Origin of the sequence: Mycobacterium sp. E3305, assembly GCF_001666785.1 — a bacterium.
Lineage (GTDB): Bacteria > Actinomycetota > Actinomycetes > Mycobacteriales > Mycobacteriaceae > Mycobacterium.
The window spans coordinates 1-15,159 of record NZ_LZJA01000039.1 but is presented as its reverse complement, the minus strand read 5'-3'; the positions used below and the strand labels follow the sequence as shown (position 1 = coordinate 15,159).

Genomic DNA, 15,159 nt, shown 5'->3' with positions numbered 1-15,159 from the left:
GACTCGGAACCGTCGTCGGCCGGCAGCGGCTGGCGCTGGACGTCGGCGATCGACCCGTCGGCGCTGTTGACGACCGCCCCGATCCCGGTCGCGCCCGCCCCGGCTCCGCCACCCGCGGTGGCCCCCATTCCGGTGCCGATCCCGCTGCCGATCCCCGGCATCGGCGGGCCGGGTCGGCGCGACGACCACGTTCTGGTTCGGGCTGGGCCGGACGTTAGCCGTGGGCCGGATGGCGATCGCCAGCGAGACGACCAACGCCACCACGCCGATGACGAAGACGCCCGCCACGATGCCTCCGACCAGCCGGAACGAGCTGCGCTGGGGATATCCCGCGTCGACGAGTTCGGTGGCGCCGGTGTGCGCGCCGGTGTAGAGGTCGTCGACCTCGTCGGGCACGGCGCTGTAGGCGAGCGCGTCCCTGCCCAGGGTGCCCGGGGTGTCGAAGTAACCGGGCGCGACCGCGAACGGGTTGATCGCGCCGGTGCCCGGGTCCTGGGCGTAAGCCAGCGCCGCGGTGGACGACGAGAAGAGCGGGGCGTTCGCCGACGCCAGCGCCGCCCCGCGGGCCAGCGCCGTTTCGGGCTCCTCGGGCGCCGACAAGGGCAGTGAGGTGGCCGCCTCCAGCGCGGGCTTGATCAGCGGGATGTCGATGCCCGAGCCGACGACGAACACGCCGTCCGGCCGTGTCTCCAGCGTCTCCGCGTGCGACACCATGCTGGCCAGCTGGGCCACCGCGGCCTCGTCGTCGGCCGGCAGCGGCTGGCGCTGGACGTCGGCGATCGACCCGTCGGCGCTGTTGACGACCGCCAGAGTGGCGGTGTCCGGCTCGATGTACAGCAGGGCAGTTTGCGAGTAGTTGGTCTGGCTGCCCACCGCTTGCGCGAGGGCGGCCGCGGCCAGGAAGGCCGAGACCAACATCACGTTCTCCACCTTGTGGGCGGCCAGTGCGTCCCGCAGTGCGGCGGCCTCGATCGGGTCCGTGAATGTGACGCCGGTCGATGCCAATTGGTAGCCGCCCTCGGCCGCGCCCTGACGGGTGCCCAGGATCGCGGAGACTACCTGGTTGGCCGCGCTGAGCGTTGCCGCGTCGTCTTCGGGCGGAACGTCGAAATTGTCTTCGTCGACGGTGGCGCCTTCGCCATTCTGGCCTTCGACCAGCACCATTCGGACTGCCGTCGGCGCCATCGACACGCCAAGTACCGTGTCCAAAGCTCCTCCATCGTTCGATTGCTAGCGCTGATGATGAGAACGTGGCCGCCGCACCCCGCGAAAACGCCAGAGGTCACTTAGTCCCCACCGTGTTTTCCCCTAGTGTCCCGATTTTACGCGTGTTCGGCACCCGGCGGGCGGGCTAGGGGACAGGGATGCCGTGGCCGCCCAGGTGCCGATGCAGCCAGTCGTCCCACTGATCGCTGTGGGACGGGCCGGGTCCGGGTTGGGGCGATGCCGGCGGGGGCGGGACGACCGGGACGGATGCCGGCGGCGGGGGCGCCGACGGGGGTGGTGGTGGCGCCTGGACTGCCGGGGCGACGACGTTTTGGGTGATGTCGGGGCGCTGATGCGCGTGGGGCCGGATGTCGAAGGCCAGCGCCAGCGAGAGCGCCAGGACACCGCCGACGAATACCAGGGTCGCGGCGACGACGGCCAGCACCGGCTTCCGGCTGCGCCGATCGCCCCGGTCCGCCGCGGACTCGGCTCCCCGGGCGGCCGCGTCGCCCGCTTCGGCGCTGTACGCGAGCTCGCGCCCGCCCGTCGCGGGTTGTCCTGCGTAGGGCATCGCGATCGTCGACGGCGCCCCCAGGTGGGCGTTGGCCGCCGCCAGCGAGGCGCCGCGGGCCAGCGCCATCTCGGGTTCCTCGGGGGTGGTCACCGACAGCGAGGTCGCCGACTCGAGCGCCGGCTTGATGTACGGGATGTCGACGTCCGAGCCCACCAGGAACAGCCCGTCCGGGCGCGCCCTCATCGATTCGGCGCCCGAGGCCAACGCGGCCAGCTGCGCCAGCGCCGCCCCGTCGCTGCTGGGCAGCGCATGCCGGCGCACGTCGGCGACCGAACCGTCGGCGGTGTCGACGACGGCCAGCGTCGCGGTGCTGGGCTCGACGAACAGCAGCGCGGTGCGCGCGCAGTTGGTGGCACTGCCCGCGGCCTGCGCCAGCGCCGCGGCAGCCATCACGCCGGACACCAGCATGACGTCCTCGATCTTGCGCTCCGCCAACGCATTTCGAAGCGCGGCCGCCTCGGCTTGATCCGTCCACGTCACGCCGCTCGATTTCACCCGATAGCCACCCGCGGCCGCGCTTTCCCGTGTGCCGAGAATCGCGTCGACCACGCGGTCCGCCGCGGCCACCGCCGTTGTCTGATCGGCGAGTTCAAAGCCGTCCTGGTCGACGGTCACTCCGCCGGCAGCTTCGCCTTCGACGAGCACCATGCGGACCGTCTCGGGCGCCATAGACACGCCAAGTACGACGTCCACCGCTCCTCCAAGTCGTCCAAATCGATTGCGTGTCGTGCGGGGACAGCTGTGTTCCCGCCGCGGGGCATCATCGCTTTCCAGAATTGGCCGGACGGATTTTCGACGCGATCACGGCCCCACACCCCGTCGCCACCCTAGCGCGCGAAGTTGGACGCGTCCGGCAGCCGCGAAGCGCTATTTGTGCCCGCCGCCGCCACCGCCGCTGTGGCCACCGCCGCCGCCACCACCGCCGAAGCTGCCGCCACCGCCACCGCTGTGGCCGCCGCACGTGTCGGCCCCGCCACCTGTGCTGCCCCAACCGCCGGTGCACGTCCCCGAACCGCCACAGACCGGCGGCACGGGGCCCCAGTGGCCGCCGCACCAGACTCCGCCCGGGCAGGGCTCGTCCCCGCCCCCCAGCAGTGGCACGGGTGGTTCCGGCGGTGGGCATGTGCCGCCTCCGGACACCGGTGGTTCCGGCGGTGGGCACGTGCCGCCTCCGGGTAGCGGCACGGGTGGCTCCGGCGGTGGGCACGTGCCGCCTCCGGGTAGCGGCACGGGTGGCTCCGGCGGAGGGCACGTGCCGCCCCCGGACACCGGTGGTTCCGGCGGTGGGCACGTCCCGCCCCCGGGTACCGGCCCCGGCGGCTTGGGCGGCGGGCACGCCTCGCCCCCGGGCGACGGCGGCTTGGGCGGCGGGCACCTCCCGGCCCCAGGTTCCGGCGGCGGCGGCAGTACGCCCAGCGGTCCGGGTGGGCTGTTCGGCGGCGGACCTCTCGGTGGCGGTCACGGCAGTGGCGGGCCGATCGGGGGTGGGGCCCCCGGAGGCGGCTTCGGCATCCCGGGCGGAGTCTGGTGCGGCGGCCACTGGGGCCCCGTGCCGCCGGTCTGTGGCGGTTCGGGGACGTGCACCGGCGGTTGGGGCAGCACAGGTGGCGGGGCCGACACGTGCGGCGGCCCCTCAATCACCGGCGGCGTCAGCACCGGGTTGGGAACTGGTACGCGGATCGGGGGCAAGATCACCGGCGCGATCGGGGGGACCACGACGGGAACCGGCACCACCGGAGCCGGGGCCGCGGGAATGGGCGGCGCCGCGGGCGGCGGAGGGGCCGCCGGCAGCGGCGCGGCGAACTGCGGAGTCATCGGCTTCGGTGCCGCTACCGGCTCGGGCAGGTTGAGCTTCGCCGCCGGGGCCGACGCCTGGACGGGGGCAGGCGCCTCCTGCGTCGGCACGATCAGGTGCTGCCCGGGGGTGGGCTGCAGCGCGACGGTGCCGGTCGTGCGGATGCCGATCGCCAGCGCGATCTCGAGCGCCAGCACCGCGCTGATGCCGGCGACCGCCAACCCGCTTCCGATCAGCAAGGCCGGCCGGCGCCGCGGTTCGCTTTCTTCGGGCATAAAGAGCTTCTCGATGACGACGGTCGGCGAGTCCGCGTCCTCGTCCGGTACCGCGCTGTAAGCCCGCTCGTCGTCGACCGCCTCGGGCCCGAACGGCACATAGAGGTATTCGGGCAGCGAGTACTGGTCGACGGCACCGGTGCCGGGATCTTGGGCGTATGCAAGCGCGGCGGTCGACGAGGCGAACAGCGGCGCGTTGGCCGAGGCCAGGGCGGCGCCGCGGGCCAGCGCCGTCTCCGGCTCCTCCGGCACGCTCACCGCGAGGGAGGTCGCCGTCTGCAGCGCCGGCTTCAGCGGGGCGATGTCGACGCCCGAGCCGACCACCAGCACGCCGTCCGGCGCGGCCTCCAGCTTTTCCAGCCCGGCGATCATGCCGCCGAGCTGGGCGGCGGCCTGGTCGTAGGAATCGGCATAGATCGGCTGCTTGTAGACGTCGGGAATCGAGCCGTCGGAAGTCTCGACGACCGCGAGCGTCGCGGTGTCGGGCTCCACGAACATCACGGCCGTTCGCTCGTAACCCATTGCGCCGCCGACGTTTTGGGCCAGCGCCGTCGCCGCCAAAAAGGCGGACACCAACATGACGTTTTCGATGCGGTAAGCGGCAAGCGCGTCGCGCAGCGCCGCCGCCTCGAGCTGGTCGGTCCAGGTGACACCGATGGACGACACCTCGAGCCCGGCGTCGGCCGCGCCCTCCCGGGTGCCCAGGATCGCGGCGAGCACCTGGTCGGACGCGCTCGCGGTGGCCGCCTCGTCGGCGGCGGAGACGTCGAAGACGTCCTCTTCCACGGTGGCACCGTCGGCGTATTCGCCTTCCAGGACAACCATTTGGATCGATGCCGGTGCCATCGACACCCCGAGCACGATTTCCAAGACAACCCCTCCAAAGGTATTGCGAGGCGAACCACGGCTAGGCGGAGGAAAAAAACCATGGCTAACTAAGTATCGCGCAGAAAGGGGGCGCGGGCGGCCCGCAGAACCTATGTAGACCTTATGAAGTTCTGATAGGAGCGCGACGGCGTGGGTCCGCGCTGGCCCTGGTACTTCGACCCAACTTGCGAACTGCCGTAAGGGTGTTCGGCCGGGCTGGTCAACCGCAGGATGCACAGCTGACCGATCTTCATGCCCGGCCACAGCGTGATCGGCAGGTTGGCGACGTTGGACAGCTCCAGCGTGATGTGGCCGCTGAAGCCCGGATCGATGAAGCCGGCGGTCGAATGCGTCAGCAGCCCCAGCCGGCCCAGCGACGATTTGCCTTCCAGCCGGCCGGCGAGGTCCTCGGGCAGGGTGAACAGTTCCAGCGTGGAGCCGAGCACGAACTCCCCCGGATGCAGCACGAACGGCTCGCCGTCCACGGGTTCGACCAGCGTCGTCAGCTCGTCCTGCTGCTTCGCGGGGTCGATGTGGGTGTAGCGGGTGTTGTTGAAGACGCGGAACATGCAGTCCAGGCGGACGTCGATGCTGGACGGCTGCACCAGGGCGTCGTCGTACGGGTCGATGCCCAACCGGCCTGCGGTGATTTCGGCCCTGAGGTCGCGATCGGAGAGCAGCACGCGACGAGCCTATCCGCTGCTCGCCGTCGCGCGGTCAGTCGGCGAGATACATCTCCCCACCCTTGGGGTACCCCCCGCCGGTGGTGGTGACGTGGACGTGGTCGTAATGCCCGAGCCGGCTCGGTTGCGCGCCGCCCGGCGTGTAGTAGACGCCGCGCCAGATCGCGTCCTGGATCCCGAAGCGTTTCGCGTTACTCATGACGTACGCGACGATCTCGTCGCCCAGGGCGATCCCGTCGGCGCTCTGCGGGTTGGGGATCATCACGTCGATCGCCAAACCGAGCGGGTGCCAGGGCAGCGGATCCGGTCGCACGCCGCCCATTTCGTGGATCTGGGGGAACTTTGCGGTGATGGCGCGCGAGACCAGGATCGTCCTCACCTGGAGGCCCTGTTCGGGGGTAAGCCCGGCCGGCAGGAACCGGGATCGGGTGTGGTACCTGGACGCCGCGAGGGGCGCATCCATGCCGTCGCCGCGGGACACATCCGACGCCAGCACAATCCCCACCGGCTTTGCCGGCACGATTTCTAAGCAGCACTCTGAGGCGTCGCCAATAACGGGTTGCGCGATGGGACGGGGCACGAAAGGCGCGTCATCGCCGGCCGCCGCGAAGAACACCGCAGCCGGGGCCAGCGCCCCTGCCAGGAGCAGCGGCGATTTACGGCGCTTCTTGGCTAAGCTGTGCCGACCCACCCCAGGCACATTACGACATGATCACGAAAGAATAAACACACGTCTTCGAATTTGCAGGACAGCGGCCATTTCCGCGGCGGCGGGCATTTGTGCGGCAGGGTCGACGCCCGCGGTCGGGTCGCTGGTGGCCGCCCTACTCGCCCAACGGATCCGCCGCCGGATGCTAGCCTTCGTTGTCGACAGCGCCGATGTAGTTCAATGGCAGAACATCAGCTTCCCAAGCTGAATACGCGGGTTCGATTCCCGTCATCGGCTCCACGTTTGAACATGGCATATAGCCCGGTTCCCGCCCCGGCGAGGCCGGTTGTCCCCCGACGGGTTCCCTTAGTTCGTCACTGAAATACCGCGAGCATCGGCACTGCCTCATGCCGCCGAATAACTGGGATCCGCAACTCCGGGCGATAGCGTGAGCAAACAAGAATCGGCGTGCGTCGGGCGCCGAACAGCACGGCTAGGAGGGTGCGCAAGGTGACCAGTGAAGAGACCACCCAGCGAGCGCCAGCCGTTACGCAGACGCGATCGTCTCGCCGAACGGGGGCACGGTGGCAGATTCTCTGGGCATCGTGTTGGGTCTTGTTGTTCCTCACGCTGGTCGCCGCGCTGGTTATGGCGGTGCGTCCGTCGCTGGCTGCGCAAGCCGGGGCCGCCCAATTGGGCTTTCTCGTTCTGTTTGTCGTCGTCCATGCGTGGCTGGGCTACTTCGCACGAGGCATGGCCGCATTCGTCGCCATCGCCGGCGTTGTTGCGTTCGCAATGGAGGCAATCGGTGTCGCGACCGGTTTCCCGTTCGGCTCCTACACCCATCACCTGCCCGGTCCGAAGCCCCTGGGCGTTCCCCCAGTGGCCATCGTCAGCTGGATCATTTTCGGCTGGCTGGCCTGGGCACTGGCCCGGGTGATCATGCGACCCGCTCCCGATGTGGCCGTGGGTGGCGCCGAACGCTTTACGACGCCCATCGTGGCGACGTTCATTCTTGGGGGTTATGACCTGGTAAACGACCCCATCGGTGCGACGGCGCACGACTGGTACTCCTATCACCACCCGACCGGCGCGCTGGGAGTCCCGCTGACCAACTATCTCGGCTGGCTGCTGACGGGCTGGCTGATCTTTCAGCTCGTAGCGCTCGTCGAGGCGCGATTCCCCGGGAGCCCCGCCACCCGAACCCGCCCCTATTGGCTGCTGCCGTGCCTGTTCTGGCTTTCCACCGCCACTCAGGTCTTCGCCGCCCTGATCCACCCGCCGGACGGCGTTGCGGTCCGCGGCGGCAAAACCATCCAGATTGCCGACGTGTACGAGTCAGGCGCATCGGCAGCGTTATTCACCATTCTTCTCACGGGAATCATGGCGCTGGTACGCCTCTACAGTCGCCAACCGTCAAAGATCCCTCATTCCTGTACAGAGGAGGCCTGATCGTCGGTGGGTGGGGCCGCAACCGCCCGACTGGTGCGACGGCCCGCGCCAGCGCGTTTCTCGGAAACTGGATGCCCACCGAGCTCGCGCCTTAAATTCGGCGGGAATTTCGGATGGCCGGTGGTTGACAAACCGGTACCGCGGGTAATGGCTAACTCGGGGCCGCGTGAATGCGTGCCATCAGCGATACGCCGAGGGAGTCGCCACGCCAATGGACAACTCTTCCGCCACACCAGTGCGCGTCAGCAGCAGCGCGCCGCACGACGCGCTGCGCCGCGGCGAACGGCCGATCACCCCCGACGATGACCCGTTCTACCGGGCGCCACTGGGATACGAGCACGAAGAGCCGGGGACGGTGTTGCGCTCGCGCGACGTGGAGATCGGATTTCTGGGTCTCATCAGGCAACGAGTGAAAGCCACTCAGTTGCTGTACCGCACCACGAATCTGCACGAAGAACCGGAAGTGGCCGTGACGACAGTGCTGGTCCCGGCGCAGCGCGAGTCAGACGTCGCTTATCCGGTGCTCTCCTATCAATGCGCGATCGACGCTGTGGCGTCGCGCTGTTTTCCCTCGTTCGCCATGCGGCGCGGCGCGGGACCGATCGGTGCGTTCGTCCAAGCCGAGTATTTGTTGGTGACGGCCGCGCTGGCCGAAGGCTGGGCGGTTTGCGTACCCGACCACGAAGGCTGCCATGGCATGTGGGGCGCTCCGGTCGAGCCCGGCTATCGGATTCTGGACGGGTTGCGGGCCGCGATGCGGTCCGGGCGCTTGGAATTGTCGCCGTCCGCACCGGTGGGTCTGTGGGGATATTCAGGGGGAGGACTGGCGTCGGCGTGGGCGGCCGAATTGTGTGAGCGATATGCACCGGAGCTCAATATCGTTGGCGCCGTTCTCGGTTCGCCCGTCGGCGACCCGGGCAGTGTGGCGCGCCGCCTCAATGGCAGCTTCTTCGCCGGTCTCGCCGCACTGATGATTTCCGCATTGACGCAAGTCTTTCCCGGCGCGCAAAGGGTCGTCGATGAGCACGCGACCGACGAGGGCAAGGCGTTGCTCGACGAGTTGCAGACGATGGCGACTGCCCAGGCGGTATGGCACTTCCGCAACGTCGACATCGGGTCCTACGTCGACATGACGGCCGACGAGCTGTGGGACTTGCCCGAAGTGCGCCACATCTTTGACGAGACCAAGCTCGGCAAGTCGGGGCCCAAGCCTCCGGTGCTGGTCGTACAGGCGGTGCATGACGGAATCATCAGCGTCGACGATGTCGACGCACTGGTGGCTCAGTATGAACGCAACGGCGTGTCGGTCACCTACCACCGCGACCGGTTCTGTGGGCATCTGCTGTTGCATCCACTGTCGGCGCCCATGACGCTGAGGTGGCTGCGCGACCGATTCACGGACCGGCCGATCAACGAGCACAGAATCCGCACGGTGTGGCCGACGCTGTTCAACCCCTCGACCTACCTGGGCATGGTCAAGTTGGGCGTCATCACGGCAAAGGTAGTCCTCGGGCGCAGCGTCGAACGCCAACCGCTGTCGACGACGTGAGGGGTTACGGCGCGTAACGCCCGTGCTCGGTGACGACGGCGGTGATCAGTTCGGCCGGGGTCACGTCGAACGCGGGGTTGTAAACGTCGGCGTCCGGCGGCGTAACGACGGCGCCGCCGAACGTCCGGACCTCGTCGGGCGCGCGTTCCTCGATGACGATGTCGGCGCCGGTGGCGAGCGAACTGTCGACCGTGGACGACGGCGCGACGACGACGAACGGCACGTCGTGATGGCGCGCCGCGATGGCCAGGCCGTAGGTGCCGATCTTGTTGGCGACGTCCCCGTTGGCCGCGATCCGGTCCGCGCCGACGAGCACGCAGTCGACGAGGCCCCGCCCCATCGCCGCCGCCGCGGCACCGTCGGTCTGCACCCGGTATGGCACGCGGGCCCGCGCCAGCTCCCACGCCGTGAGCCGGGCACCCTGCAACAGCGGCCGCGTCTCGTCGACGAGCACCGACTCGACCAGTCCGCGTTCGTGCAGGTGCCAGACGACGCCGAGCGCGCTGCCCCACGCGACGGTTGCGAGGTGGCCGGCGTTGCAGTGGCTGAGCAGGCGCAGCGGACGGCGATCACACACGGCGAGAACGACTTCGGCGGCATGTGCCGAGGCGACGCGGTTGAGGCGTTCGTCCTCGTCGAGAATCTCCAGCGCCTCGGCGAGCACAGATTCGGCGCCGGCGTCGAGCTTCTCGAGCGCGCGCGCCACCCCCCAGCTGAGGTTGACGGCGGTCGGCCGCGCCTTCGCGATCCGTTCGGCCGAGGCGCGCACGTCGCCGCCCTCGCGGGCCGCGAGCACCACGCCGAGGGCGCCCGCGGCGCCCAGCGCCGGCGCCCCGCGCACGGCCAGCCGGCGGATCGCGTCGATCAGCTCGTCGACGGTGCGCAGCGTCAGGACGCGATAGTCGGCCGGCAGCGCCGTCTGGTCGATGATCGTGACCGCGTCGCCGTCCCAGTCGATGGTCCTGCGCACACAGGTGACCCTAGCCGGGGGCCTACAGCCTGCCCGCCACGAAGCCCGCGGCCTGATCCACCAGACCGGAGCCGATGTAGGAGGGCTGCAGGTGCGCCGGCCAGCTCGTTCCCCTGCCACAGATGGGGTCACCGGCCGCGCACTGGTCGATTGTCTTGCCCGCGAACGCCGGTCCGACACCGTGGGTGCCGTTGCCGAACAACGCGACCGCCGCGACGTGCCGGTCGGTCCCCGGTGGCAGCCCGCCCCACAACGCGCGGTCCACCACCTCGGCGCCCAGCGAATAGCCGCCAAGCACGATCCGGGTGTTGGGGCAATCCCTGGCCATGGCTTGCACGTGGGCACTGATGTCGTTGGCGCCGCCTCCGGTGGTGATGTTGGCGGGATAGTTCACCCCGTACACCCCGATCGACTTATTCGTCTTGGCGCGCAGCGAATTGACGAGCGCGTCGCCGACCGCGCCGACGCCGGGAGGTTCCTCCCGGCCGCGCGCGAAGACCACCTCCGCGTCGGGGCACGCCGCCGACGCCAGCGGCACCGACGAGATGGGGAGGGGAGCAGCCGCCGGCCCAAGCGCCATCGCGCCGGCGACGATGACAACGGACGGCACGCTCGCGACGAGCCTCATAACGCGATATTACGGAGTTTCTCGAGGCGTCGCCGATGCTTTGTGTGCGCTGTGACCGCCCCGAGCGACATGGCCTCGCGGTACGCGGCAGTCCGCCGAATCGGCGGATAGATAGGAGTCACCGGCCGTATCGTCAAGCCCGTGAATCTCCGCGCGCACGGGCGGCACCCGCGCTGGATCATCGCGGCGATCTCGATGGCACTGTTCTGCGTGCAGATCGATTACTTCGCAATGAACCTCGCGTTGCCCCGCATGGCGTCGGACCTGCACAGCACCACGACCGATCTGCAGTGGGTGATCAGTGTCTACATGCTGACCCTGGGCGCGTTCATGGCACCCGCCGGCCGCATCGGCGATATCTTCGGTCGCCGCCGCACGCTGCTCGCCGGGATCGGGTTGTTCGCAATCGCGTCGGTGTTCTGCGCGGTCGCGCCATCGGCGCCAGTCGTTATCGCGTTCCGGGCCGTGCAAGGCCTCGGCGCCGCCCTGATCTTTCCGGTGTCCGTGAGCGTCCTGACCAATACGTTGCCCGCCGAAAGGTCTGGTCGCGCAATCGGACTGGCGTATGGCATCGCCGGCCTGGGCAACGCTGCCGGCCCCCTGGTGGGCGGGTTGCTGACCCAGACGCTCGGGTGGCGCTCGGTGTTCTGGATGCTGGTGCCACTGTCGGCGATCTCGATCGCCATCGGCGCGAGAACCATCCCGGAGACCTCCGACACCAGCGTGCCGCGACGGGTGGATCTGGCTGGCCTGGCGCTGATCACGACTGGGATAGGGCTGTTCACCCTCGCCTTCGACCGAGCGCCGAACTGGGGGTGGTTGTCGCCGCCGGTGATCGGCGTATTCCTTGGCTCCGTTGCCTTGTTGGTCGGGTTCGTCGCGGTCGAGACGCGCGTGCGCTTCCCCCTGATCGACCTGTCGCTGCTGCGCAAGCCCCGCTTTACCGTCCTGGTCGTCGCCGGTACGGTCGCCAACATCGCGTACGTGGTGACCGTATTTCTCGCCACGCTGAATCTCCAACAGGTTCGGGGCCTCGACCCGCTGACGGCCGGCTTGGCTTTCCTGGGCCCATCGGTCGGCGCGGCGCTCGGTGGTCCGGTGTCCGGACGCCTGGCGTCGCGCAACGCGCCCTTCGCCGTCATGGGCATCGGTTGCACCGCGGCGGCGGTATCACTCGGCGTCCTGGCGTCCGCCGACAGCTTCGCGGTGTATCTCGCCGCGCTCAGCGCGTGCGGTTTCACCATGGGCCTGGTCTACGCGTTCACCACGGTGGCGACTCAGGCCGTCGTCGCGCCCGAGCGGGCCGGCGAAGCCGCGGGCGTCACGCTGACGTCCCTGGTCACTCTCGCGGGCGTGGGGGTGGCGGTCTCCAGCAGCGCGCTGGAGATGTTGCAGCACCACGGCGTCGGCATGGGTCACGGCATCCAAGTCATCCTCGCGGTCAGCGCCGCGCTGCTGCTGCCCGCGGGCCTGGCCGTGCTGAGCGTCGCCCGCGTAAAGACGCCCGCATCGGATTCCACGATGGCCGCGGGACAACACAATTAACCGATGTGTCGACTATGGCGCGGCATGCGAAGGGGGTCCGACGGTGGTCGGTGAAAGCTCGGCGGTGACAACTGCTGACGGCGACGGGGGCAAGGAGCTTTCGTCCTCGCGAACCGCCGTCATGGTGGCCGCGTTGGCATTGTCGGTGATGTCGTTCATGCTCAACGCGACCATGCTCGGCCCCGCGATCCGGGACATCAACACCCATCTCGGTCCGCACGCATACGCGTCGATGTCCGCCTACTTCTATCTCGCCGGCGCGATCGCAAACGTGGTCTTGATCCGATGGAGCGACTTCATCGGCCGCAGGCGCGTCCTGGTCGGCATCCTCACTCTCGTCTGCATCGGCACGTTGTTGTGCATCCTGGGCACCTCGCTACAGGTGGTGGTCGCGGGCCGGGTGTTGCAGGGATGCGCGAACATCACGTACGGCCTTGCCTTCCTCATCATGCGAGAACACCTGAGCGACAAAGCCTTCGGCATCTGCTGCGGTGTCATCTCGGCGATCAACGCGGGGGTGGCCGGGGTCGACGCGCTGCTCGCCGGTGTCCTGGTCGACCGCTTCGGCTATCGCTCCATCTTCGTCCTGACGTTGGTGGTCGGCATCGCCGCCGTCGCGCTGTGCCGGCTGGCCGTCCCCGCAGACGAACGCGGCCGCAAGAACACGGGCCGAATGGACTGGGCGGGTGCCGTCCTGATCGCGCTGACGGTCGCCGGGCTGAATCTCTATGTCTCCAACGGCGAACATCTGGGCTGGTCCGCGCCGCTCATGCTCGGCTGCCTTGCCGCGTCCATCGCCGCCTGCGTCGCGCTCGTGGTGGTCGAGAAACGAGTCGCGACACCGTTGATCCACATCGACCAGATGCGGTCGCGCTACTCGTGGCCGTTGATCGTCGTGACCATTCTCGTCTTCGGGTCGTTCATGGTGGTGCTCAGCTACATCGTGCCGTCCCTCGCCGAGAACGACCGCGTCGGCTTCGCCGCCAGCGGGCAGCTCACGGCCCTGCTGTTCATCACTCCCGGCGCGCTGGCCCAACTTCTCACTGCCCCTTTGATCGGGCGGCTCGCCGCCCAGATCGGCTTCGTGACGGTGTTGCGCGCGGGTCTGGTCGGTTCCGTGGCCGTCACCGCCGCGCTTGCGGTGTTCACGTTCGACAAGATGGCGGTCGTCGCCCTCATGGCGGTGTTCGGCGTGGCGCTGGCGGTCGCGCTCACCCCGATGAGCGCGCTCGGCGTCCTGCAAGCGCCCCCGGACGAGCCGGGTTCGCTGCCGGGGATCGCCAACGCCTCCTACGGCATCGGCGGCTCACTGGGATTCGCTTGGGCGGGAACGGTTGTCGGAGCCGGCACCCAAGCGGGTTACCAGTCGGCGTTGTGGGTGTGCGTCGGCATCGGCGTCGTCGCGGTCCTGGCGAGCCTCGTGTTGAAACCGCGGTCCGTGGCCTCGCCCGCCGACACGCCGAGGACGCGTCAAGCGGTTGACTCCGTGTGACTGACCTCCGCCAACTGCTGCGGCGACGCATCCGATATTTCGGCCCAACCTTGAGCTGCTAGCCACCCGAAGCTGGCCGCCACACCACTTCCAGGTCATCTTCGGCGACGGTGACCAAGGCTCGGGTAATGCCGTCGGCGTCGCAAAATTCCACTTCGTAGGCGCGCCGGGCGCCTTCTGAGCCGGTCGTGTAGTCCATGTCGACCCCCCTCGTGAACCGACCGGCAGGTCGTGCTCCGGTACCGGCCGGCACAAGCGGACCACGTCGTATTCCTGAGGTCTCAACATCCTCCCCTCTCTGGACCTGCAGAACGCCCGTCCCACCTTGCATATTTCCGACCAAAACCCCCGTGGCCGAACCGTGACCGAGGCGTGGCCAAATGCTAACGCGCCCTTGCGCTTCCGCTGGTCATCCGGGATTTACGATCCTCCTATTACAACTATGTCAGTTAAAAGGAATCGGAGCCATGCGAGCGGTCGTTCGGTGTGTTCTTGCGGTGGGTGGGATCGCTGTAAGCGTGGTTGCGGGCCCGGCGGGGACCAGCATGGCGGCGGCCAGCCAGCCGCATGAATTCGCGGTCGCGTCGGTCCTGCCGGCGCGGGACGCGACGGTGGGCGTGGCCCACCCCGTCGTCGTGACGTTCGACGCGCCGGTCGGGAACCGGCACGCCGCCGAGCGCGCCATCGGCGTCAAGTCCTCACCGCCGATGACCGGCCGATTCGAGTGGCTCGACAACAAGGTCGTGCAGTGGGTTCCGGACCACTACTGGCCGGCGCACAGCACGGTGGCCCTCGCGGTGGACGGCCGCTCCACGGAATTCAAGACCGGCCCGAAGGTCGTCGGCGTCGCCAACATCACCGACCACACTTTCAAGGTGAGCGTCGACGGAGTCGACGCGGCCCCACCGCCAACTCCGCACCACCGACCCCACTTCGGCGAAGAGGGTGTGTTGCCCGCGTCGATGGGTAGGCCCGAATTTCCAACGCCGGTCGGCAACTACACCGTCTTGTCGAAAGAGCTCTCGGTGCTTATGGATTCGAGCAGCGTCGGCATCCCCGTCGACGACCCCAACGGCTACATGCTCAACGTCGATTACGCCGTCCGCATCACCAACCGGGGCCTCTTTGTGCACTCCGCCCCATGGGCCGTCCCGTCGCTGGGGCTGGAGAACGTCAGCCACGGCTGCATCAGCCTGAGCCCCGAAGACGCCGAGTGGTACTACAACACGGTCGATGTCGGCGACCCGGTGATCGTCAAGCAGGACCTGTGGGAGCGGCCGCCTTCCTGAGCGGCGCCCGCGCCCGATCGCTTTGAGCGCGAGGGCTTTTCGGTTCGGTAACCTGCGTCGAGTGTGAGGTTGGTTTCACGCTCGCGGTCGACTGTGAAACTAGCTTCACGCGCGGCGGGTGGGGCCCGCCGGCGCTCCGCTGGTTGCCCTCGGTGGGCCCCTGGCGGCCGGTGCGCCCCTCGAAG

Annotated in this window: 13 protein-coding genes and 1 tRNA gene; 6 read left to right on the top strand and 8 right to left on the bottom strand. The window is 68.8% G+C overall.

Annotated features, from left to right (window positions below):
* The 5 genes from A5701_RS04420 to A5701_RS04400 form a co-directional block, all read right to left on the bottom strand.
* On the bottom strand, nucleotides 1-1,209 hold a 1,209-nt coding region (locus tag A5701_RS04420), incomplete at its 3' end, for a hypothetical protein (protein ID WP_369807384.1).
* A gap of 142 nt (nucleotides 1,210-1,351) precedes the next feature.
* Nucleotides 1,352-2,473, bottom strand: coding sequence for a hypothetical protein (locus A5701_RS04415; RefSeq protein ID WP_067749082.1), 1,122 nt, complete (start codon nucleotides 2,471-2,473; stop codon nucleotides 1,352-1,354).
* Between the two features lie 765 nt (nucleotides 2,474-3,238).
* Entirely contained in the window at nucleotides 3,239-4,711 is a 1,473-nt protein-coding gene (locus tag A5701_RS04410) for a hypothetical protein (protein WP_255396785.1), read from the bottom strand.
* A gap of 116 nt (nucleotides 4,712-4,827) precedes the next feature.
* Nucleotides 4,828-5,400 (bottom strand): dCTP deaminase, encoded by a 573-nt coding sequence (dcd, locus tag A5701_RS04405; RefSeq protein WP_067749071.1) that lies wholly within the window; start codon nucleotides 5,398-5,400, stop codon nucleotides 4,828-4,830.
* A 34-nt stretch (nucleotides 5,401-5,434) separates the two neighbouring features.
* Nucleotides 5,435-6,091 (bottom strand): hypothetical protein, encoded by a 657-nt coding sequence (locus tag A5701_RS04400; RefSeq protein WP_197499082.1) that lies wholly within the window; start codon nucleotides 6,089-6,091, stop codon nucleotides 5,435-5,437.
* 184 nt (nucleotides 6,092-6,275) lie between these two features.
* Here A5701_RS04400 and A5701_RS04395 point away from each other — a divergent pair.
* The 3 genes from A5701_RS04395 (at nucleotide 6,276) to A5701_RS04385 (ending at nucleotide 9,050) form a co-directional block, all read left to right on the top strand.
* Nucleotides 6,276-6,349: transfer RNA gene (locus A5701_RS04395), tRNA-Gly, on the top strand.
* Between the two features lie 315 nt (nucleotides 6,350-6,664).
* On the top strand, nucleotides 6,665-7,501 hold the full coding sequence (locus A5701_RS04390) for a carotenoid biosynthesis protein (protein ID WP_067749070.1): 837 nt from the start codon (nucleotides 6,665-6,667) through the stop codon (nucleotides 7,499-7,501).
* A gap of 211 nt (nucleotides 7,502-7,712) precedes the next feature.
* Nucleotides 7,713-9,050, top strand: coding sequence for a lipase family protein (locus A5701_RS04385; RefSeq protein ID WP_067749069.1), 1,338 nt, complete (start codon nucleotides 7,713-7,715; stop codon nucleotides 9,048-9,050).
* Between the two features lie 4 nt (nucleotides 9,051-9,054).
* Here the strand turns inward: A5701_RS04385 and mtnA are convergent, their stop codons facing one another.
* Nucleotides 9,055-10,020, bottom strand: coding sequence for an S-methyl-5-thioribose-1-phosphate isomerase (gene mtnA, locus A5701_RS04380; protein ID WP_067749059.1), 966 nt, complete (start codon nucleotides 10,018-10,020; stop codon nucleotides 9,055-9,057).
* A gap of 22 nt (nucleotides 10,021-10,042) precedes the next feature.
* Nucleotides 10,043-10,648 (bottom strand): cutinase family protein, encoded by a 606-nt coding sequence (locus tag A5701_RS04375; RefSeq protein WP_067749054.1) that lies wholly within the window; start codon nucleotides 10,646-10,648, stop codon nucleotides 10,043-10,045.
* Nucleotides 10,649-10,789: 141 nt separating this feature from the next.
* Here A5701_RS04375 and A5701_RS04370 point away from each other — a divergent pair, with 141 nt between their 5' ends.
* Both A5701_RS04370 and A5701_RS04365 read left to right on the top strand, forming a co-directional pair.
* Nucleotides 10,790-12,193: an MFS transporter gene (locus A5701_RS04370; protein WP_231969249.1), complete on the top strand. Its 1,404-nt coding sequence runs from the start codon at nucleotides 10,790-10,792 to the stop codon at nucleotides 12,191-12,193.
* A 64-nt stretch (nucleotides 12,194-12,257) separates the two neighbouring features.
* A complete protein-coding gene (locus A5701_RS04365) occupies nucleotides 12,258-13,685 on the top strand; it encodes an MFS transporter (RefSeq protein ID WP_231969247.1) in 1,428 nt (475 codons plus the stop codon).
* A 58-nt stretch (nucleotides 13,686-13,743) separates the two neighbouring features.
* On the opposite strand, the gene A5701_RS27220 is transcribed toward A5701_RS04365, so the two are convergent.
* Nucleotides 13,744-13,884, bottom strand: a complete 141-nt coding sequence (locus A5701_RS27220; protein ID WP_082950310.1) for a DUF4926 domain-containing protein — start codon at nucleotides 13,882-13,884, stop codon at nucleotides 13,744-13,746.
* A gap of 268 nt (nucleotides 13,885-14,152) precedes the next feature.
* On the opposite strand from A5701_RS27220, the gene A5701_RS04360 reads away from it, so the two are divergent.
* Nucleotides 14,153-14,974 carry an Ig-like domain-containing protein gene (locus tag A5701_RS04360; RefSeq protein ID WP_067749048.1) on the top strand — a complete coding sequence of 274 codons (822 nt, stop codon included), beginning with the start codon at nucleotides 14,153-14,155 and terminating at the stop codon, nucleotides 14,972-14,974.
* Nucleotides 14,975-15,159 lie beyond the last annotated feature (185 nt).

Bases quoted from the DNA above. Each gene is read 5' to 3' on its own strand.
- A5701_RS04375 (WP_067749054.1), bottom strand. From the start codon at position 10,648: ATGAGGCTCGTCGCGAGCGTGCCGTCCGTTGTCATCGTCGCCGGCGCG.
- A5701_RS04360 (WP_067749048.1), top strand. From the start codon at position 14,153: ATGCGAGCGGTCGTTCGGTGTGTTCTTGCGGTGGGTGGGATCGCTGTA.
- A5701_RS04385 (WP_067749069.1), top strand. From the start codon at position 7,713: ATGGACAACTCTTCCGCCACACCAGTGCGCGTCAGCAGCAGCGCGCCG.
- A5701_RS27220 (WP_082950310.1), bottom strand. From the start codon at position 13,884: ATGGACTACACGACCGGCTCAGAAGGCGCCCGGCGCGCCTACGAAGTG.